Genomic DNA, 20,405 nt, shown 5'->3' on the forward strand with positions numbered 1-20,405 from the left:
TTAATGCGTCGCTTGTGGCGCGCGAATGATAGCGTGAATTACAGAGCGTCGATGATGGCGTTGAATTCGGCGACCGGGCGCATCCACTTTTTCAGGAGTTCCGGCTTCGGCAGGTAATAGCCGCCGATGTCGGCGGGTTTGCCCTGCTGGTTGGCAAACGCGGCGACAATCTTCTGCTCGTTTTCAGCGAGGGCCTTCGCAACCGGGGAGAACTTGGCGGCAAGTTCGGCGTCGTCCTTCTGGGCGGCAAGCGCCTGCGACCAGTAGAGGGCGAGGTAGAAGTGAGAGCCGCGGTTGTCGAGTTCGCCAATCTTGCGGGTCGGCGTGCGGTTGTATTCAAGAATCTTGCCGTTCGCCTCGTCGAGCGTGTCGGCAAGGACTTTAGCCTTGGCGTTACCGGTTGTCGAGGCGACCTGTTCGAAGGCGGGCACCAGCGCGAAGTATTCGCCGAGGGAATCCCAGCGGAGGTAGTTTTCGGCGAGGAACTGCTGCACCTGCTTGGGAGCGGAGCCACCTGCACCCGTTTCGAAGAGTCCGCCGCCAGCCATGAGCGGCACGATGCTGAGCATCTTGGCGGAGGTTCCGACTTCGAGAATCGGGAAAAGATCGGTGAGGTAGTCGCGCATCACGTTGCCCGTGACACTGATGGTGTCGAGACCGGCCTTTGCGCGGGTCATGGTTTCCACGATGGCGTCCTTCGGGCTCATAATCTTGATGCTGAGACCGGAGAGGTCGTGGTCCTTCAGATAAACTTCCACCTTCTTCTGGATTTCGCGGTCATGGGCGCGCTGCGGGTCGAGCCAGAAAATGGCCGGCGTGTTGCTCACACGGGCGCGCGTGACGGCGAGCTTGACCCAGTCGCGGATCGGGGCGTCTTTCGCCTGGCACATACGGTAGATGTCGCCTGCTTCGACTTCCTGCTGCAGGAGCACTTCGCCGTTTGCATTCACGGCGCGGATGATGCCCTTTGCTTTAGCGATAAAGGTCTTGTCGTGGCTGCCGTATTCTTCGGCGCCTTGGGCCATGAGGCCCACGTTCGGTACCGTGCCCATCGTTTTCGGGTCGAAGGCGCCGTTCTTCTTGCAGAAATCAATCGCGGCTTCGTAGATGCCGGCGTAGCAACGGTCCGGAACACAGGCCTTTACTTCTTGCAGTTTGCCTTCCTTGTTCCACATGCAGCCAGAATTGCGAATCATCGCGGGCATCGAGGCGTCGATGATAATGTCGCTGGGCACGTGCAAGTTGGTGATACCCTTTGCGGAATCGACCATGGCGAGATCCGGGCCTGCAGCGAGTGCCGCGTCAATAGCTGCTTTGACTTCGGCTTCCTTGGTGTTGCCTTCCAGGCGCTTGTACAAGTCGCCGAGGCCGTTGTTCGCATCGATTCCGAGTTCCTTGAACAGGTCGGCGTACTTCGCGAAAACATCCTTGAAGAACACGCGCACAAATGCACCGAACAGCACCGGGTCGGATACCTTCATCATGGTGGCCTTCAGGTGCACCGAGAACAGCACGCCCTTCGCCTTGGCGTCGGCCATCTGTTCGGCGATGAACTTTTCGAGGGCGGCCATGCGCATCACGGTGGCATCGAGAATTTCACCTTCTAAAAGCGGCTTGGCTGCACGCAGTTCCGTGACGGCGCCGGATTCATCTACGAATTCAATCTTGAAGGTGTCGGCCTTCGCGAGCGTGATGGATTTTTCGTTGCCGTAGAAGTCGTTCGCGGACATGCTCGAAACATGGGTCTTCACCGATTCGTTCCACACGCCGTTGCTATGCGGATTGTTGCGGGCGTAGTTCTTCACCGCCTTGGGTGCGCGGCGGTCGGAGTTGCCCTGGCGCAGCACCGGGTTCACGGCGGAACCCTTCACCTTGTCGTACTTGGCGCGGATGGCCTTTTCCTCGTCGTTCGCCGGAGCATCCGGATAGTCGGGCACATCGAAACCGTTCTTCTGGAGTTCGGCGATAGCGGCCTTGAGCTGCGGCACAGACGCCGAAATGTTCGGAAGTTTGATGATGTTTGCGCTCGGGTCCAGTGTGAGCTTGCCCAGGAAATCCAGGTCGTCGCTCGCCTTGCCGAAAGCGGCCAGGATACGGCCAGGCAAGGAAATGTTCTTGGTTTCAACATCGATATCGGCCGCCTTAGCAAAACCGTGGACAATAGGAAGCAGGGACTGTGTTGCCAAAAAAGGCGACTCGTCGGTAAGGGTATAGTAAATCTTGGTATTCATACGAGCCCAAAGATAGAAAATTCATAGGTTCGCTCACATGGCCTCGGGCTTCGCCCGACGAATGTTCGCTCAACGACTTATCTTCTTTCGCCTTGCGTCTTTAATCGTGGACTTCTATTAGTGTAAAAATTTGGGAAACATCGCCGTTTCTGGTTAATTTTTGGCTTAAAATGTAGACAGAAATATTCTTGTAATTACCGCTTTTCCTGAAAATAACATAGATTTAGAAGAGAATTTGCGCGGTTTCGCGGGATGAGGTTTTTATGAGTGTTTGGAAAAGGTCTACGCCGGTAATGGGCGTGTTCGGATTGGCGTTTGCCGTGTCGTCGTTTGCGGCGGATTATGTACCCCCTTCGACGGCGGTTTCGAGGGTTAATTCTTACCGCGGCTATTCGGAACTCACCGACGCGGCTAAAGGCATGGATATCGACCAGTACGCCTACAACATGACCACGTGGCAAATAAGCAACGGCGGTTTTTACAAGGCCATGGCCGACAAGTACAAGAGCGCTTATTCCGGTGGGCAGAAGTCGGAATGGCGCGCCAAGGATGGCGGCGACCTCGGCACTATTGACAACAATGCAACTATTCAAGAAATGCGCTTGCTGGCTGTGCGTTACAAGGAGACGACCAACAACAGTTACAAGGTCGCTTTTAAGACGAGCTTCAACAAGGCCGTGAACTTTTTGCTGACCATGCAGCGTTCCAAGGGCGGGCTTCCGCAGGTGTGGCCCAAGCGCGGCAACTATTCGGACCAGATTACGCTGAACGACAACGCCATGATTCGTGCAATGGTCACCATGATGGACATTGCAAACAAGACGTCTCCGTTTGATTCCGATATCATTGACGAGGCGACTCGCAGCAAGATGCAGGGCGCGCTGGACAAGGCGATTGATTACCTGCTCAAGGCACAGATTGTGAACAACGGGAATCTGACGGTGTGGTGCGCCCAGCACGACACGAACAGCCTCGCTCCGGTGGGTGCCCGCGCCTACGAACTCCCGAGTAAGTCTGGCAACGAATCCATGGGCGTAGTGTGGTTCCTGATGAATTGGCCTAAACAGACCGAAGCGATCCAGAATGCGGTCAAGGGCGCCATTGCCTGGTACAAGAAAAACAGATTGAAAGACAAGGCCTTTAGCAAGACGGCTGGCGTTGTAGACAAGTCGGGCTCTTCGCTGTGGTTCCGCTTTTACGAAGTGAATAGCGACGATTACTTTTTCTGCGACCGCGACGGAGCCAGTACCAAGACGCAGGACTTTATGAAGATCAGCGAGGAACGCCGAACGGGTTACCAGTGGGCAGGTGATTACGGCAGCGCAATCCTTTCGACGGAAGCTGCATATTTGGAAGCGCTCGAAAAGGCTGCGGGTTCGTATGTTCCGCCTCCGCCGCCGGCCGCACTTTGCGGGAGCGATACCTGCAAGACGTACATCGATGGCGTGAATTTCGTGGACATCAAGGGGGCCAAGGAAACGACGAATACGGGCTTTGTGGGCGAGGGCTACGCGAATGTGGATAACGAAACGGGTAGCTACGTGACTTACGGCGTAACCGCAGCGAAGGCGGACGAATACGATTTGACAATCCGCTTTGCAAACGGGGGCTCTAGCGCTCGCGGCTACGACATATATGTGGGCGATGTGCTTGTTGTTCAAGGCGTGAGCATGGGCTCTACGGGTGGCTGGACCACTTGGGAGGCGCAAACTATTAAGGTGCCGCTCGAAAAGGGTTACAGCGAACTCAAATTTACGAGTACGGGTAGCGAAGGCATGGCAAACATCGATTACATTGGCTGGATGAATGCTGATTTGTACGCCGGCGAAAAAGATATCGGTGGAACGACCGTGATCGGGACCCGCGCCGTGCAGGCTGTTTCGGCAAATGCTGCCGCCCGCTACTATGTAGACTTTGGTAGCCGTGACAACGCCGCAGGCGTTTACCTGAAAAAAGCGAACGGAAAAGTGTTTAAAGTGAATGGAAAGAGGTAGCGCCCTTTAGTAGAAAAGGAGATGCCGGGTCAAGCCCGGCATGACAAGGAAGAAAGGAATGGTTTTATGTTGAATGGTGTTACATCAAAAATCTGTCTACTTGCGACTTTAGGTCTCGCTATTTCTGCCTCCGCTGTCGAAAAAAAGAAGATTGATTTCGTGGTCGGTGTCGATGGCGATTTTAAGGCGGCCATGAGCAAGGCTGCGTCTTCGGGCGCGAGCGAATCGAACCATTTCGTTATCTTCTTCCCCGATGGCGAATACAACATCGGAAGCCTTACCGGCGACAGCAACCAGATGACGACTTTCACGGCGTCGAATACTTCGCTCGTGGGCCAGAGCGCCGACAAGACGGTTCTTTACAACAAGTCCATTAACGAAGGCATCAGCGTGACCGCGACGCTCAAGGTGAGCGCGAACAGCGTGTACATGCAAGACATTACGCTTTACAACAAGGCGAACTACGGGAACGAAGCCAACTGCGGCAGCGCCTGCCGCCACGATGCGCTCATGACGGTGGGCGACAAGCTTGTATACAAGAACGTAAAGCTCCTGAGTACGCAGGATACCTACTACACCAAGTTGAACAACAACAAGAAGGGCCGCAGCTACTGGGAAAATGGCCAAATCGAAGGTACGGTCGACTTTATTTGCGGTGACGGCGACGTGTTTTTTGAAGGCACGAACCTGGTGATGCGCCGTAGCGGTGGCTACATTACCGCCTCGCAGAACAATACCGATTGGGGCTACGTGTTCAACAACACGACAATAACCGTGACGAACAACAGCTTTAACAAGACTTTCTATCTCGGCCGTTCGTGGGCTCGCGCCAAAACGGTTTTCTTGAATACAAAGATGGTGGCGGAACCCAAGGCCGAAGGCTGGGGGCCTGACATGAACTCCGCACCCGTTGTGTTCGGCGAATACAACAGCAAGGATGGCAATGGCAACGCGGTGAACACAAGCCAGCGCAAGACCTATTTTAATGGCGGCAAGGACGCCTCGACGGCGACCACGCTCAAGACGGTTTGGAACGCAAGCGATGCCGCCAAGCACACACTCCAGAACGTGCTCAAGGGGAGCGACAACTGGGATCCGACCAAGTTGACCGCTCAGGTGAACGCCCCAAAAATTGCGCAGGAAGGCGCCGAAATCGTCTGGGCCGACGATGACAATGCTCGCGTTTGGGTTGTGTTCGTAAACGGCAGGTACAAGGCGAATGTAGTCGCTCCGAGTTTTTCGCTCGATGGTGTAGCTACGGGTTCCAAGATTACGGTGCGTGCTGCGAACAGCATGGGCGGCCTCGGCGCGTATTCCAACGAAGTCGCAACAGTCGACGCGAATGTGACTTACTACAAAGTAACGCTTGGCGATGCGATCGGCGGCAAGGTGACGACAAACCTTTCGGGCGATAAGGTGGCCGAGGGCAAGACTGCAATCTTTACCGCAGAACCGAACGAAGGCTGGACTTTTGCGGGCTGGAGCGGCAAGAGCGCTGCGGATATTGATGCGAGCAAGGCGAAGGTTGAAATCGTCGCGGCGGGTGACATCGAACTCATTCCGAGCTTTACCGCCAAGGGTACGACAGTGTTCCAGGTGGAAGATGGCATCATTACGAATGCCGCTGCCGAAAGCAACAATGCGGGCTTTAACGGAAGTGCCTTCGTGAATTTTGCAGCCGGCGACTTGAGCATGATTCAAGTGCCCGTATACGCTGAAATCGCGGGTGAGTACCAGGTTGTGATTCGCTATGCAAATGGCAGCGGCAAGGCGCGTAGTTTGGCGGCTGCTGCACCTGGCGAGAGTGCTGCGGAAATTGACGGTTGCAAGAGCGCCGAGACGCTCACCTTTGAAGCGACGGAAAGTTGGACGACCTGGGAAACGCTTTCGTTCAAGGCGAAACTCGCCGAGGGTGCGGGCAACATAACCTTTGCGACGATTGGCGGCAACGACGGCCCGAACCTGGATCAGCTGGAGCTGAAGTTGGTCAAGGCAGACGAAACGACTTTGATTCGCGGGCTTGCAGCGCCGAGCCAGTTGCTCACTCCGACATCTCGCGTGCGTCTGTTTACCTTGACGGGGCAGCTGGTTCGCGAAAGTTCTTCTTTGGAAACGGAAAATCTGGCGCCGGGTGTGTACTTGCTGCAGCGCGGCGACGGCTCCCTACTCCGCCAGCAAATCATCCGCGTGAAGTAGCGCTCATCCCTGGATTCTTCGAATCAGTCATTCTCGACCGAAGGGAGGCCGGACAGCACTTGGCAACTTGTTGCCTTAGTGCGCATGGTCCTCGAAGGGGAAAATCCAGTGCTGGATCCCGTCTCCCCTCCGCTACGCTTCGAGGATGACACGCTCCAGGATGACCTTTTTAATTCCTTTTTTATAAAACTCGCACCCCACACCCCACACCTCACACTTCCTACTTTTACTATATTGCTCCCAGTATGTTAGGTATTGAACAGAAAAAAGGAAATGACGACAACCTGTGCGGGCGTATGATTGCCTACGCCAAGATTTTGCCGAACCCGGACGAACGGGATAGCGGCACACCGTTCGATGACATGATCAAGAACGGGCTCTTGGCGCTGGAAGGTGATTTCCGCATGTTCTCTCCGCGCGTACCTAGCAAGAAGGCGATTGACCGCGCTGTCGATGACAAAATCAACGATATGTTGGAATCGATGCAGGCCGATGGTGTGGAACTCCCGTCCGATATGGATGTGGAACAGATGCGCGAACGCCTGCACGAACTTTCGAGTATGGAAGTCATCCCGATTCCGGCGAAAATCGGTAACTTTACCCGTGAAGAAGACATTCTCGCCGAGGATGCCGATATCTATTACATCGGTGAATTCATTGGCGCGGGGCTGGCTCACTTTTGCCTCACGACGCTCCCGATTTATTACCAGGCGCGTTTCCGCGAACAGGCTCGCAAAAAAGAAATGGATTTCTTGAACGATGCTTTGGAACAAATCGAGTCGGGCGCATTCATGGATACCGAAGACTTGCAGAATGATTCCGAAGAATTGTTCCCGAAGGGGCTTACATTGAACACCTTCATGGGCGATTTAGGCAAGCTCCTGAATACGCGCGTGATTCCGTTCTTGCTTGCGCTTGAAACTGAAGAACAGTATAACGAACAAATTAAGCTGTTCTACGAATTCATGAAGGGCTATCCGGTTCAGGCTGATGTCAAGCTGATAGACCTTGCGCTCCGTGACTTGCGCGAGAAGCGTGATTCGTCGATGGCTCGCAAACTGCTAGAACTGGGCTGTCAAAAGATTGACGCCATCTATAACGAAAATCCGCAAAAAGCCCGCGAAATCGGGCAAGAAATTGCGAAGTTCGCACAGTAATGATATGCCGGACGAGGTCCGGCTTATTTGCTTGTGTTTTTAGTGAAATTTATTTTTTAAGAAGAAATCCCGCGACAGACTTTTCTTTTACGAAAGTCTTCTGAGCGGCAGCCTGAACGTCTGCTGCAGAAACTTTATTGAGCTGGTCCGCCCAATTCAGGAAGATGCGGTAATCGCCGAACATTTCGTACCAGGCGAGCATGGTCGCCACATTTTCCATATCGGTCAGGCTGCGTACGAGCCCGGCGTAGGCGCGGTTCTTGACCTTCTGAAAATCTCGTTCGGTCACGGGTTCGGTCTTGAGTTTTTCGAGTTCTTCCCACACGATTTTTTCGACTTTCGCTGGGTCTGCATCTGGCCGCATGTTCACGGTGACACCGAATTCCGAAATGTACTTGTTCGGGCTGTTGCTGGCACTCACGCTCACGGCAAGTTTTTCTTCTTGTACCAGGCGCTTGTAGAGTCTGCCGGAACGGCCGTTCAAGACGCCCTCGGCAATGTCGAGCGGATAAAGAATGCTGTCGCCGACTTCAGGTGTCTTGAAGGTCAATGCATACATGTTGGGGGCGTCGGGGCGTGTGACAGTCAGCCGTTTTTCGCCGGCCTGTTCGGGGTCACGAATCGTGAGTGGCGGGAATGCTTCGCCGGTCGGAATCGGGCCAAAGTATTTCTTGACCATTTCCATGGTTGCGGTCGTGTCGAGGTCGCCTGCAAGTACAAGGATCGCGTTGCGCGGCTTGTAATACTTGCGGTAATGTTCGTCGGCCATTTCGCGCGTCAAGTTCATGATATCGCTTGGCCAGCCGATTGTCGGCACGCGGTACGGGAAAGCCTCGTAAATCATGGAATTGAGTGTCTCGATGAACCGGCCTGTCGGCTTGTCGTCGTAGCGCATGCGGCGTTCTTCGCGCACGACCATGCGTTCGGAATAGAACTCGCGCAGCACGGCGTTCTGCATACGGTCTGCTTCGAGCCACATGAAAAGTTCAATCTTGTTCCTCGGAAGCGTCACGATATAGGCGGTCATGAGATCGCTGGTGAAGGCGTTCAGACCTGTGCCACCGGCGGCCTGGTAAGCGCTCCAAAGTTCGTCCTTCACAAAAATTTTGCGGTGTTCGTTCAGTACGGAATCGTGTTCGGCGGTGAGTTTCTTGACTGTTGCCGTGTCGCCCGCCAGAATTGCCGGGCGGATCAAGGCCTGCAGGCTATCTTGAGTGGCCATAAACTTGGCGTCGGCAATGCTGTCGGTTATGCCGACTTTCTTGGTGCCCTTAAAAAGTTCATGTTCCAAAATGTGCGCAAGACCCGACTTTCCCGGAACTTCGTGCACGGAACCCGTCACGTAGAACAGACGGCAACTTACCGTGGGGGCCTGCTTGTTCGGATGCAGAAGCACCGTGAGCCCGTTGGGCAAAACTTCCTTGTGTACTGTCAGGTTGACTTGGGCCTCCGCCGGAGTCACAAACATCAATGCTCCCGCGATACATGCTACAAGGCTGGAAATTTTTCTTGCGAATTTTTTCATAAGTTTGAATTTAGTAAAATCAAAAAGGATCTCTACTTATTTCACTTTTCTTTCGTCGTACGGGTCGATGTGCACAAGCGCGTCGACTACGTTTTCTCCCGCCTCGATCATACGGCGTTCTACTTCTTCGGCCAGGTCGTGGGCGGCCAAGAGTGTCATGTCGGCAGGGACGACGACGTGCAAATCCACGTGCAAATCGCTGCCCACGTAACGCGTGCGGAACCCGTGAATGCTAATCACGTTCGGGCAGGCGAGAGCCACTTCGCGCAATTTTTGGGCCACCTCGGCGCTCGCGCCTTCGTCGGCCACGCGGTGGATTCCCGGCCATGCAATTTCAAAGCCCGAATGCAAAATGAAAACGGAAACGATAATCGCGCCTACGGAGTCTGCAAACCAGAGTGTGGGGCAAAGAATCCCGAACAAGACCGCGATCAAAACAGGAATAGAACTGTAGGCGTCGCTCCGGTGGTGCCAAGCGTTTGCCTCGACGGCTTCGCTGCGAATGTCGCGACCCTTCGCCCGCGTGTAGCGGAAAAGCGCCTCTTTCACAATGATTGAAACCGCTGCCATAATCGCCGCAATCCATTCGGGGTGCGACTGCTCGCCGTTCGTGAGTGCCACGACGGCATTGTAACCGAGGCCGAGACCCACGGCGCAAACAGCAAGTCCTATTCCGACGGAAATCAAGGTCTCGAATCGCCGGTGCCCATACGGGTGATTCGCGTCGGGTGGCGAATTCCAGAAGCGGGCCCCTACGATAATCGCAATGTCCGTGATAAAATCAGATGCGCTGTGAATGGCGTCGGCAATAAGTGCTTGAGATCCGCCAAAATAGCCTGCAAAAAACTTGCCTACCGACAAGGCGACGTTCCAGCCGAGCCCCACCCAAGTGACGCGGCGGACCTCTGCGGAATCATCTTTTTTTGCGATACGAGTCATTGATAGTAGTCAATCGGCAGCTTGGTCATCCTGGAGCGCAGCGACGGGATCCAGTATTGGATTCCCTCCCTTCGGTCGAGAATGACTAAGTCGAAAAATCTTGGATATAATATAAAAAATTGGGAATAAACTCTTGCGAATAGGCAACCTTTTGTCGTTCAAGCGCATCTAATTATTCGAAAAAGGGCGAGACTTTCTATTTTTAGGTTGCGTTTATGAAAAAATTCTTGAAAATCTTCATCATCCTCGTGATTCTTGGCGCTATCGCTTATGGCGTCAAGATGTTCTTTTTTTCGGCGGCTGCCGAAAACGCCGCAGGCCCGCTCGTGAGCGTGAAGGTCACGCAGACCACGATTTCGACTACCATTTCGGCAACGGGTACGCTGGAACCTGTTGACCAGGTGGAAGTCGGCACGCAGGTGTCGGGCGACATCGCGAAAATCAACGTCGATTTCAATTCCAAGGTCAAGAAGGGCCAGGTCATCGCCGAACTCGACAAGTCCAAGCTCAAGGCTACACTCGCGCAGGCCGAAATCGCTTACAAGTCGGCCGAAAACGATTTCAAGTTCAAGGAATCGACCTACAACCGCGTCAAGAAGCTTTCCGAAAGTAATTCCGCGAGCGCCGTGGAACTCGAAACCGCCGAATACAACATGAATTCGGCGAAACTCTCCGTAGAACGCAGCCAGAACGAAGTCAACCAGGCTCGCCTCAACTTGAGCTACGCGACCATCAAGAGCCCCATCGACGGCGTAGTCCTGAAGCGTGCGGTAGAAGTCGGCCAGACCGTGGCCGCTTCCATGAGTACTCCTACTTTATTTGTGATCGCCAGGGACTTGAGCCAGATGAAGGTCATGGCCGATGTCGACGAAGCCGATATCGGGCAGGTCAAGCAGGGCCAGAAGGTCTCCTTTACGGTTGATGCTTATCAGAGTGACACATTTAATGGTACCGTGCAGGAAGTCCGTCTGAACCCCACGACCACAAGCAACGTGGTGACTTATACTGTCGTGATTACCGCCGAAAATCCGGAACAGAAGCTGCTCCCGGGAATGACGGCGACCTGTACCATCGTGACCCAAGAAATCACCGATGCCATCGCGATTCCGGTGAAGGCGCTCAAATTCACGCCCGCCGACGGCACCCCGATGGCAGAACCGCCCAAGGGAATGCGCCCACCGCACGAATCTGGCGACAGTTCCTCCGTGAAAGATGGCCTCGCCAATGCGAATTTTAACACCGGCGATGTCCCGAAGGGCGACTTCAAAAAGGGTAATTTCCCACCCCCCGGCAGTTTCCCCAAGTCTTTCAAGAAGCGCGCTGACGGCAAAAAGCCGAGCGGCAACCTGGTGTGGGTAAGCATCGATGGCAAGGCCGCCCCTCGCCCTGTCAAGACCGGCATCAGTGATGGCGTGAACATCCAGATTCTCAAGGGCCTTTCCGTGGGCGATTCCGTGGTCGTAAGCCAAGAAACCGTGGCTGCCACCAAGGAAAAATCCGAGGCAAGCAGCCCCTTTATGCCTACGCCTCCGGGCCGCAAGAAAAAGTAACAGGGACATTTTTACTACCTTATAATCATTATGAGTGAAAATTGCCTTTTCTGTAAAATCATCAAGGGTGAAATCCCTTCCAAGAAAATCTACGAAGACGATGACGTCTTTGCTTTCTACGATATTGCCCCGCAGGCCCCGGTGCACTTTTTGGTGGTGCCCAAGCGCCACATTTCGACCATCATGGACATGCAGCCTTCCGACTGCGAACTGGTAGGCAAGATGCTTTACCGCGCCCAGCTCATTGCCAAGGAGCTCGGTATCGAAGAATCTGGTGCTCGTTTCGTATTCAACTGCAAGGCCGACGCTGGCCAGACGGTGTTCCACATTCACCTGCACGTGCTCGGTGGACAGGTGATGGGCTGGCCCCCGTTCCCCAACACTTAATTCAGAATTCAGAGTTCAGATTTCAGAGTTGATTTTCAAAAGATTCCGAAATCCGAATTCTGAAATCCGAACTTATGATTAAATCTCGTTGCATTACGTTGCACCGGTTTGCGTACAGCGACTCTAGCTTTATCGTGAAAGCGCTTACGGAAGAGTGTGGCGTGGTGAGCTTTATTGTCAAGGGCGCAAAACGAAAGGAATCCCCGTTCAAGGGGGCGCTTGATCCGCTGGCGTTGTCGGAGGTGGTTTTCCGGCAGAATCCTTCGACGGAACTGCAGTTTATCAAGGAAGCCTCGATTATCAACTGGAGAGAAACCTTGCGGGCCTCCCTTATGGAGCTTGCTGTAGCCCAGGTCATGGCCGAAATCGTCTTGCGTTACGCCCCTCAAGGCGTTCCCTTGCCAGATGAATTCGCCCTGCTGGATGGTGCGCTTTCGCAACTTGACCGGTCGAATCCTGCTGAGGGTGTCTTTGCCAAGTGGCTGCTCGATATCAGCGACCTGTGGGGATACCATCTGGAACTGGGTGTATGCAGCCGCTGCGAGAAGCCGCTTGTTGAACCGGCGGCAGATTTTTTCCCTGAAACGGGAGCGCTTCTTTGCAGACATTGCTTGGGTGTGCAGAGCGCAAGGGCGCGCCAGGAAACGCTGAAAGGCCTTTGGGAGTTATATCTATGTGAAAAAAACGGCCTTGATGCTCCCCAAAATCTGAACGGTCGCGTTTTTGTGGAGAATGCTTTGCTATCTTATCTACGCAATCACATCGGATTCCTGAAAGAAATCCATTCCCTTTCATGGCTACAGGAGGTTCGTAAGTTATGCTCAGCCCAATCGACATAAAGAACAAGAAAGCTAAAGGCGAAAAAGTTTCGATGATTACCGCCTACGACTACGCTTTTGCCCAGATGGCAGAGGCGGCAGGTGTGGACCAGATTTTGGTAGGCGACAGTCTTGCAAACACGATGCTCGGCTACAAGAGCACCCGCGAAATTGGCATGAACGAGATGCTGATTTTTGTGGCCGCGGTTTGCCGCGGGGCACCGAACACCCACGTGGTGGCCGACATGCCCTACTTGAGCGACAAGGACCCGCAAACGGCATACGATAACGCACGCCGCTTTATGGACGTGGGAGCTTCTTGCGTCAAAATTGAGGGCACCCCCGCGGGCGTGCACGAATATTTGCTGAGCCACGACATTCCTATTTGCGCTCACCTTGGACTTTTGCCGCAGACGGCCGAAAACTTTAAGCAGAAGGGCCGCACCGAAGAAGAAGCGGCTGCAATCATCAAGGCGGCCAAGTACGTAGACGACCTGGGTTGTTTCGAGATGGTGCTGGAACACATTCCCGAAGAGCTCGGTACCAAGATTACCGGCATGGTGAACGCGGTGACGATCGGTATTGGCGGCGGAAAGTTTACAGACGGGCAAGTGCTCGTGATGCACGACGCCCTGGGGATGCACCAGCGCAAGCTGCCTCCGTTCGCAACGAAGTTCGTGGATATGTTCAGCCTCGGTGTTGAAGGATTTAAGAAATATATCGACAGTGTGCAGAATCCGAATAGATAAAGTTCGCTCGTATCTGTTTGATATTCTTCAAGTTACGACTTGAAATCTTTTTTTTGATAGAAGGGTTCCCGAATTTTTTTCGGGAATTTTTTTTGTTGACAAAGTGGTGGTCTGCATGATTTTTTGAACTTTGAACAAATTAATTTCAACATTATCCACTGAAAAATATTCTTTCTATAATCATTTTTTTTGTAAAAAATGAATTTTTTTTAATTTTTTTGAAAAAAAGTGTTGATTATTTGTGAAAATAAGTTATTTTATACACAGATAATTCACAACATAACCATAAGGAAGAAAAAAAATGGCTACAAAGACTGCTACAAAGAAGCCGGCTGCTGCAAAGAAGCCCGCTGCTGCTAAGAAACCCGCTGCTGCAAAGAAGCCCGCTGCTGCAAAGAAGCCGGCCGCTGCAAAGAAGCCCGCTGCTGCAAAGAAGCCGGCCGCTGCAAAGAAGCCCGCTGCTGCAAAGAAGCCGGCCGCTGCAAAGAAGCCGGTCGCAGCCAAGAAGCCCGCTGCTGCAAAGAAGCCGGCTGCAAAGAAGCCGGCTGCAAAGAAGCCCGCTGCAAAGAAGCCGGTCGCCAAGAAGGCTCCTGCTAAGAAGGCTGCAAAGAAGTAATCTCAACAATTTTCTCCTTTGTTGGCGAGTTCCGGACAAGTCCGGAACTCGTTTTCTATTTTTGGGGCATGATTTCAGAAAAAGATCTCGCCGAATTAGAGAATATCCCTTACGAAGAACGTGTCAAGCGCGTTGAAAAGCTTCTTGATGGTAAAAATGAACCCCGCGCCTTTGAACTCGGACTGTTGCTTGCCCTTAAGATGGGGCAGGAAATTCGCGAAGGCAAGGAACTCGGTAGTGAATCGGGCGACTTGGTCGCCAGTTGGAACGGGAAACACCCGGATTCCGTGGTGGAGGAAGCGATTGCTTTTGCGAAGGAATTCCTGACGAATCCGGCAAAGATTGCTGAGAAGATTAAAAGCGGCATGCTGAAGGCCAAAGATGAAGCGGCTTCCAGCAGTACCGACGAGGCATCCAATGGATAACAAACTGATTGCCACCGTCGATATCGGGAGCCATAGCTGCATTCTTCTGATTGCGGCTTTCGAAGACGCTCCCGCCACCGAAGAGGGGGCCGCCCCGCGCAAGGTGCTTGTCCCGAAGCTGCAGAAAGTTGAAGTCTGTCGCCTGGGCGAAGACATTTACGAGCACGGCGCCATTACCGAAAAGCGAATCAAGGAACTCGAAGCCATCATGACGAAGTTCCGCATGGACTTGCATGCCTTGGGGGCAAACCTCAAGGCCGCCGTGATGACCGAGGCGATGCGCAATGCCGAGAACCCTGACGAAGTGATTGCCGCCGTCGAGAAGACTCTCTGGATGAAGCCGCGAATCATCAGCGGCGAAGAAGAAGGCAAGCTCACCTACCGTTCCGTGAAGGAATGGCATGGCGAAGGTATCGTGACGATTGACATCGGTGGTGGATCTACGGAACTCAGCAACGGCGATACCACGTTCTCGATTCCGGTGGGCGCGCTCAAGATGTTCAAGGCGATGGGCCCGATTCCTGGCCCCGAATACAAGAAGTTCGTGAAGGAAACCTTCAAGGAAGTGTCTTTCAAGGGCATGACGAAAAAGCCTGTGTACCTGATTGGCGGCACAGGTACGGCCCTTGCGATGGTTTACCTGAACAAGCAACAGTTCGACTACAAGGCTATCGAAGGTCTGGAGCTGTCCATTAGTGACCTGGAGGCCGTGACGACAAAGATCTCGAACTTGTCAAAGGAATTGCGCGCAATGCTTCCGGGGCTTGAGAACGGACGCCACGAAGTCATTATTTGCGGGCTTTTCTGGCTCAAGTCGCTATTGGAGAAACTCCGCGTCGAAACATTTAAGATAAGTACCGCAGGTCTCCGGTTCGGACTGCTTTATGAGGATAAAAAAGCTGATGCCGGAAAAAGCTGATTCCGGGTCAAGCCCGGAATGACAATCAGCCTGGATGACCTAATCACTAACCACTGCCTACTTCCTACTGCCTACTTTCCTATGCGTATCAATAAATTCATCTCTCTCTGTGGAATTGCGAGCCGTCGCGCGGCCGACGCCTTGATTGAAGAAGGCCGCGTGCAAGTGAACGGCGACGTGATTAAGGACTTGGGCCACCAGGTCGACGAGAACGCCGACAACGTTGTTGTCGACGGCAAGCCTGCCAAGCTCCCGCGCAAGACGACGACCATTATGTTCCATAAGCCGGCCGGTTGCGTGTGTACCAAGACCGACCCGCAAGGTCGTCGCACGGTTTATGACTACTTGCCTCCGGCCTACCAGAGCCTGAAGTATGTGGGACGCCTTGACCTGCAGAGCCGCGGGTTGCTGCTGTTTACCGATGATGGTGAATTGTTGCATAGGCTCACGCATCCGAGCTATGAAATTCCACGCAGCTACTACGTGTGGACGGATCGCCCGTTATCGGAGCATGCCGCCCAAAAACTGGTGGATGGCGTCGACATCCGTGAAGAAGGGGCCGAAGAAGAGGAAATCGCCTTCGCGACGGATATCTATCTGGAAAAGGGCTTTGCGGAACTGGTACTTGTCGAAGGCAAGAACCGTGAAATCCGCCGCATGATGCGTGCCGTGGGTTACGAAATCCGAGACCTCAAGCGTGTGAGCTATTGCAAGCTGACTTTGGGAGAATTGCCTGCCGGTGAATTCCGCGAACTGACTGCCGACGAACTCAACAAAATCCGACAGGCGGTGCACATTAAATAGTGTGGAAGGTGGAATGAGGAATGTAATTTGACGTGGGATGTGATTTCACACTTCACATTTGATTTCTTCGTATGAACTGTAGAACATTATACATCGGTGATGTGCATGGATGTGCCGACGAACTCGAACGCATCGTAGAGGCTTTTGGCTTTGTGCGCGGAAAGGATACGCTGTACCAGACGGGCGATGTCATTAACAAGGGCCCCGACATGATGCGCGCGCTTCGGTTCGTGCAGGATAACGGAATCTTGACGGTGCGCGGAAACCATGAAGAGCACCTGATACGCGCGATGGAGCTTCCCGAGAGTGGCTGGACCGAAAAGCAGCGAGCGCGTTTTGCGAAACTTCCGATGGAAGAATGGACCTATATTGTATCGGTTGTCAAGCAGTGGCCTTTGTGGCGTGATACGCCCCATGCACTGCTCGTGCATGCCGGGCTTGAGCCCGGAAAGGCCCGACTAGAGGACATGGACCCGGAAGTTCTTTTATCTGTAAGGTTCTGGAACGATCGTCCGTGGTTTGAACAAATTAAATGGAATAAAACGGTTGTTTTCGGGCATTGGGCGAAGATGGGTTTTGTCAACCGTCCGGGATTTATCGGTCTCGATGCAGGCTGCGTTTACGGCAAAAAGCTGATGGCGTGGTGCCCCGAGGAAGACCGTTTCTACGAGGTCCCGGCAGCCCGTGAGTATACGCCTGTGAAGGACAAGGCGAAAACGGCGATCGATGCTCCCTGTTTGGTACCTGGTGACAAACTTCCGGAAAAGGAACAGCCGAAAACTTTTGAAGAAATCAAACAAAAAATTGCCAGCGGCGATATAGCCCTGGCAGATGACAGTGAACAGACCCGAAAAATCCGCAAGGCGTCTCCGAGTATTGCCGCTGAATGGGCTGGATATCCTTGATGCGTCGGGGCGTTACGGGGTGTCCCCGTTCCCCTGTATTAAAGAATTAACGCCTGATGATTTCAAGCATGTCGCGTACGGCACGGTCGATGCCTACCATGACAGACTTGCTCACGATGCTGTGACCGATGACGAGTTCGTCGATACCTTCGATCGTAGCGATGGGGGCGACATTCCTGTAATTCAGGCCGCGTCCTGCCTTGACCTTCAAGCCGTATTTGCGGGCGAGAACGGTCATGTCTTCGAGAGCGGAAATTTCGCGTTCCACTTCTTCGTTGCTGCCGAGGGCGCAGCTGGTGGCGTATTTGCCCGTGTTGAATTCCACGAAGTCTGCTCCGATTTTCTTGGCGGCCTTGACCTGTTCCGTTTCGGCGTCAATGAACACGCCTACGGCAATGTCGTTGTTCTTGAGCGTCATGACGGGCTTGGCGAGGTCTGCCACCTTGGCGGCGACATTCAGGCCGTCTTCGGTGGAAAGTTCCGTGTGAATTTCGGGGACGAGGGTCACGGTGTCCGGCTGGTTGTTGATGGCGACCTGGACCATTTCCTGTGCGGGGCAGATTTCCAGGTTCATCTTGGTCGTGACCGTGCGGCGCAAAAGCTGGACGTCGCGATCCTGGATGTGCTGTTTGTCTTCGCGCAAGTGCATGGTGATGCCTTCCGCTCCGGCGAGTTCGGCGAGTACGGCGGCCGCGATGGGATCCGGTTCGCAAATTTTGCGGGCTTCGCGGATGGTGGCGATATGGTCAACATTAAATCCAAGTTTTACGGTCATGCGGGACTCCTTGTCATTTCTTCATAAAGGTAGATAAATTTACGAGGGTGGTGCCCTGTTTCTGGGCTATTTCGGACAGGTTGCCGAGCTTTTCCAAAGAACTTTGGTTTAAGGGGAGAATCATGGTGGCAAGACCGTTCCGCTTGGCTTCGCGCAGTTTGGCCTTGGTATAGTCCGATAGGGAACTGTTGTCGGGATTGTACGGTGCCGTGCACTTGCAGGTCATTTCCATGTCTTGGCATGTCTGCGGGACGATGGATAGCTTGTTCATGGAGATATCGGCGAACCAGAGCCCATGTTCCTTGGTGGGCTTCAAGATAGCTTGCAGGAGTTGTCTGTGCTCAACGGCTTGGCCCCCGTAGCGGCTGACGATCCCCTTGGCTTCGGGGAGCTTGCTGTAGGCTTCGGTGATAACGTTTTCGATTTGTTCTTCGGTGTGGTGGATGCGCAGCGGACGAAGTTTGTTGTGCGCCTTGTTAAGCTTGGTGGATTCCATGGGGATCCACAGGGCGATTTCCTTGCGCTTGATTCTGTCCAGATCGCGATAAAAGTCGTCGCTTGGACCGAAGGGCGGAACAAGTAAATCGTACTTGAAATCCAGCTGGTTCAAGCTGACGATCAATTCGGGGGTTAAGGTCGTAACCTGGAAGGCGACTGCGAGAATGGAGGCCCCCGGCTTGAATTCGTTTCGGGAAACCTGGAATTCGAGGTTCAGTGTATCCCCGTTATCCTTGATCAGGTCGACTTTGGCTGCCTGGAAGACTTCGTTGTTGTTGTAGAGTTCTTCCATGAAAAGAATCTTGCCGCCGTTCTTTTCGATGAATCTTTGGGCTTGCAGGAGGTACATGATGACGGTTTGGCCGCCTCCCATCGTCCAGATATGGCGCTTCTTGCGCTTGGAATAGCTGACTTCCAGAGGGAGCAGGGCCTGCTGCATCTTTTCTTCGAAGGAAAGCGTGTCTGGAACGGATTCTTGAACTGTGGTGGAGTCAGTGGCCGTGGCGTTGGTGGTGCTGTCTGTCGCCAGCATTCCTGAAAGTTTAGGAAGCAGGAAGATGAAACCTCCGATCAATGAGGTAAGAACGATGATTATGGCGACAACGTGTTTCATTTTTCCCATGGTGGCTGATAATATAACTAAATTGAGGCCATGCCTGTCTTGTTTGCGTTGGTCGGAGCGACCGGAATCGGAAAATCGGAATTATCCTTGCGGCTTGCCGAACATTATGATGCCGAAATTATCGGCGTCGATTCCAGGCAGATTTACAAGGGCTTTTGTATTGGAACGGCCCAGCCTGACGCCGCGAGTCTTGTGCGGGTGAAACACCACCTGGTTGATTTCTTGGATCCGATGGAGTCTTTTTCGGCGGGTGGCTTTTGTAACAAAGTAAAAGAGTTGCTGTCTGCGAATCCGGAACGAAATTATATCCTGGTGGGGGGGACGGGACTTTATCTGCAGAGCCTGATGCTTGGCTTACCGCAGATTCCTGCGGTTCCTGAAGAAGTCCGGCTGGAATTGGAAAATCTTGCGGCTCGCGAGGGTGCCGATAGTTTGTATAAAATGGCGATGGCGGCTGATCCGGAATTGGTGCGGAATGTGGAACCGAACAATGTACATCGCCTAGTTCGAATCGTAGAGGTGTTCAAGGCGACGGGTCGCAGGCTATCGGAATTCCAGAAAGACCGCGAAGGCGGAATAGGGAAGTTGCCAATCTTTTGGCTGCAACGGGAGCGAGATGCCCTATATAAGAGGATTGATTCCCGTGTAGACCAGATGATTCAGGACGGTTGGGTTGACGAGGTGAACGTGCTTGCTAAGGATGTTCCGTTGTCCGCTCCTGCGTGGCAAAGTCTTGGCTATAGGGAACTTTTGCAGGTGAAATCGTCGGCAGAAATGGACGAAGTCGTTGAAGAAGTTAAGAAAAAGACCCGCAATTATGCAAAAAGGCAACTTACGTGGTTCCGTTGGCAGGTCGAAAGTGCTCCAATTGACATGGAAAAGGAGCCTTTTTCACTTATAGTTCGCTCCTATCGGGCGCAATAGCCTTGATTTTTAGCAGAAAAATTTGAGCGTCTGAAATTTTTGTGTGAATAGTTTGTGAACTCTTTGGTATTTTCCCTGCGAAAGACTCGTTGCTTTCCCGTTTTTTGCGAAAATAAGAAAAAAATGCGATTTTTTCTGCAAAAACACCCTTGCAAATGTTCCTGAAAATTCTATAATTGGCGTCGTTCCTGAGAGGGACGGCCGAAAACGAAACGCTGAAAGCGAAGAACCAAGTAAGCCGCGATCGAGGGACAGCAACCCGAGAGGTTGCTGAGTAGATTGAAGGAATCGGAGATGTGCTTAGTGACGGGTCCAAGAGGATTCTTGGAAAGTCAATGATACGAACGTGATTAACGGGACCAAGACTTTAA

18 protein-coding genes are annotated in these 20,405 nt (G+C 53.1%); 13 read left to right on the top strand and 5 right to left on the bottom strand.

The genetic code is table 11. The features are described from left to right. Positions 1 to 38: 38 nt before the first annotated feature. The gene (locus tag BUA93_RS13860; protein ID WP_072980387.1) at positions 39 to 2,231 is read right to left on the bottom strand and encodes an NADP-dependent isocitrate dehydrogenase; all 2,193 of its coding nucleotides are present in this window, start codon (positions 2,229 to 2,231) and stop codon (positions 39 to 41) included. 263 nt (positions 2,232 to 2,494) lie between these two features. On the opposite strand from BUA93_RS13860, the gene pelA reads away from it, so the two are divergent. From pelA to BUA93_RS13875, 3 genes are all read left to right on the top strand, one after another. After that, entirely contained in the window at positions 2,495 to 4,225 is a 1,731-nt protein-coding gene (gene pelA, locus BUA93_RS13865) for a pectate lyase (RefSeq protein ID WP_072980389.1), read from the top strand. Positions 4,226 to 4,291: 66 nt separating this feature from the next. Beyond that, complete coding sequence (locus BUA93_RS13870) at positions 4,292 to 6,421, top strand: pectinesterase family protein (RefSeq protein WP_072980428.1); 2,130 nt, start codon at positions 4,292 to 4,294, stop codon at positions 6,419 to 6,421. A gap of 245 nt (positions 6,422 to 6,666) precedes the next feature. After that, entirely contained in the window at positions 6,667 to 7,578 is a 912-nt protein-coding gene (locus BUA93_RS13875) for a hypothetical protein (protein WP_072980391.1), read from the top strand. Between the two features lie 49 nt (positions 7,579 to 7,627). Here BUA93_RS13875 and BUA93_RS13880 read toward each other — a convergent pair whose 3' ends face one another. Both BUA93_RS13880 and BUA93_RS13885 read right to left on the bottom strand, forming a co-directional pair. Continuing rightward, a complete protein-coding gene (locus tag BUA93_RS13880; RefSeq protein ID WP_072980393.1) occupies positions 7,628 to 9,103 on the bottom strand; it encodes a M16 family metallopeptidase in 1,476 nt (491 codons plus the stop codon). Between the two features lie 36 nt (positions 9,104 to 9,139). Further along, complete coding sequence (locus BUA93_RS13885) at positions 9,140 to 10,042, bottom strand: cation diffusion facilitator family transporter (protein WP_072980395.1); 903 nt, start codon at positions 10,040 to 10,042, stop codon at positions 9,140 to 9,142. 215 nt (positions 10,043 to 10,257) lie between these two features. On the opposite strand from BUA93_RS13885, the gene BUA93_RS13890 reads away from it, so the two are divergent. The 9 genes from BUA93_RS13890 to BUA93_RS13930 all read left to right on the top strand — a co-directional run bounded on the left by BUA93_RS13890 (position 10,258) and on the right by BUA93_RS13930 (position 17,215). After that, positions 10,258 to 11,592: an efflux RND transporter periplasmic adaptor subunit gene (locus BUA93_RS13890; RefSeq protein WP_072980397.1), complete on the top strand. Its 1,335-nt coding sequence runs from the start codon at positions 10,258 to 10,260 to the stop codon at positions 11,590 to 11,592. 30 nt (positions 11,593 to 11,622) lie between these two features. Next, a complete protein-coding gene (locus BUA93_RS13895) occupies positions 11,623 to 11,979 on the top strand; it encodes a histidine triad nucleotide-binding protein (protein WP_072980399.1) in 357 nt (118 codons plus the stop codon). 74 nt (positions 11,980 to 12,053) lie between these two features. Continuing rightward, positions 12,054 to 12,818: a DNA repair protein RecO gene (recO, locus tag BUA93_RS13900; protein WP_072980401.1), complete on the top strand. Its 765-nt coding sequence runs from the start codon at positions 12,054 to 12,056 to the stop codon at positions 12,816 to 12,818. Beyond that, a complete protein-coding gene (panB, locus tag BUA93_RS13905) occupies positions 12,797 to 13,546 on the top strand; it encodes a 3-methyl-2-oxobutanoate hydroxymethyltransferase (protein ID WP_072980402.1) in 750 nt (249 codons plus the stop codon). Before recO ends, panB begins: the two co-directional genes overlap by 22 nt. 301 nt (positions 13,547 to 13,847) lie before the next feature. Further along, the gene (locus BUA93_RS13910) at positions 13,848 to 14,162 is read left to right on the top strand and encodes a histone H1 (RefSeq protein WP_072980404.1); all 315 of its coding nucleotides are present in this window, start codon (positions 13,848 to 13,850) and stop codon (positions 14,160 to 14,162) included. A 68-nt stretch (positions 14,163 to 14,230) separates the two neighbouring features. Continuing rightward, complete coding sequence (locus tag BUA93_RS13915; RefSeq protein WP_072980405.1) at positions 14,231 to 14,587, top strand: hypothetical protein; 357 nt, start codon at positions 14,231 to 14,233, stop codon at positions 14,585 to 14,587. Beyond that, positions 14,580 to 15,506, top strand: coding sequence for a Ppx/GppA phosphatase family protein (locus BUA93_RS13920; protein WP_083597478.1), 927 nt, complete (start codon positions 14,580 to 14,582; stop codon positions 15,504 to 15,506). Before BUA93_RS13915 ends, BUA93_RS13920 begins: the two co-directional genes overlap by 8 nt. Before the next feature lie 81 nt (positions 15,507 to 15,587). Further along, complete coding sequence (locus tag BUA93_RS13925; RefSeq protein ID WP_072980430.1) at positions 15,588 to 16,310, top strand: pseudouridine synthase; 723 nt, start codon at positions 15,588 to 15,590, stop codon at positions 16,308 to 16,310. A gap of 71 nt (positions 16,311 to 16,381) precedes the next feature. Beyond that, the gene (locus tag BUA93_RS13930; protein ID WP_072980407.1) at positions 16,382 to 17,215 is read left to right on the top strand and encodes a metallophosphoesterase; all 834 of its coding nucleotides are present in this window, start codon (positions 16,382 to 16,384) and stop codon (positions 17,213 to 17,215) included. A gap of 46 nt (positions 17,216 to 17,261) precedes the next feature. Here BUA93_RS13930 and BUA93_RS13935 read toward each other — a convergent pair whose 3' ends face one another. Both BUA93_RS13935 and BUA93_RS13940 read right to left on the bottom strand, forming a co-directional pair. Further along, a complete protein-coding gene (locus BUA93_RS13935) occupies positions 17,262 to 17,990 on the bottom strand; it encodes a pyridoxine 5'-phosphate synthase (protein WP_072980409.1) in 729 nt (242 codons plus the stop codon). 13 nt (positions 17,991 to 18,003) lie between these two features. Continuing rightward, positions 18,004 to 19,110, bottom strand: coding sequence for a divergent polysaccharide deacetylase family protein (locus tag BUA93_RS13940; RefSeq protein ID WP_072980411.1), 1,107 nt, complete (start codon positions 19,108 to 19,110; stop codon positions 18,004 to 18,006). A 30-nt stretch (positions 19,111 to 19,140) separates the two neighbouring features. Between BUA93_RS13940 and miaA the strand changes: the two genes are divergently transcribed. After that, entirely contained in the window at positions 19,141 to 20,034 is an 894-nt protein-coding gene (gene miaA / locus BUA93_RS13945) for a tRNA (adenosine(37)-N6)-dimethylallyltransferase MiaA (RefSeq protein ID WP_072980413.1), read from the top strand. Positions 20,035 to 20,405 lie beyond the last annotated feature (371 nt).

The organism is Fibrobacter sp. UWH4, assembly GCF_900142475.1.
Classification (GTDB): domain Bacteria; phylum Fibrobacterota; class Fibrobacteria; order Fibrobacterales; family Fibrobacteraceae; genus Fibrobacter.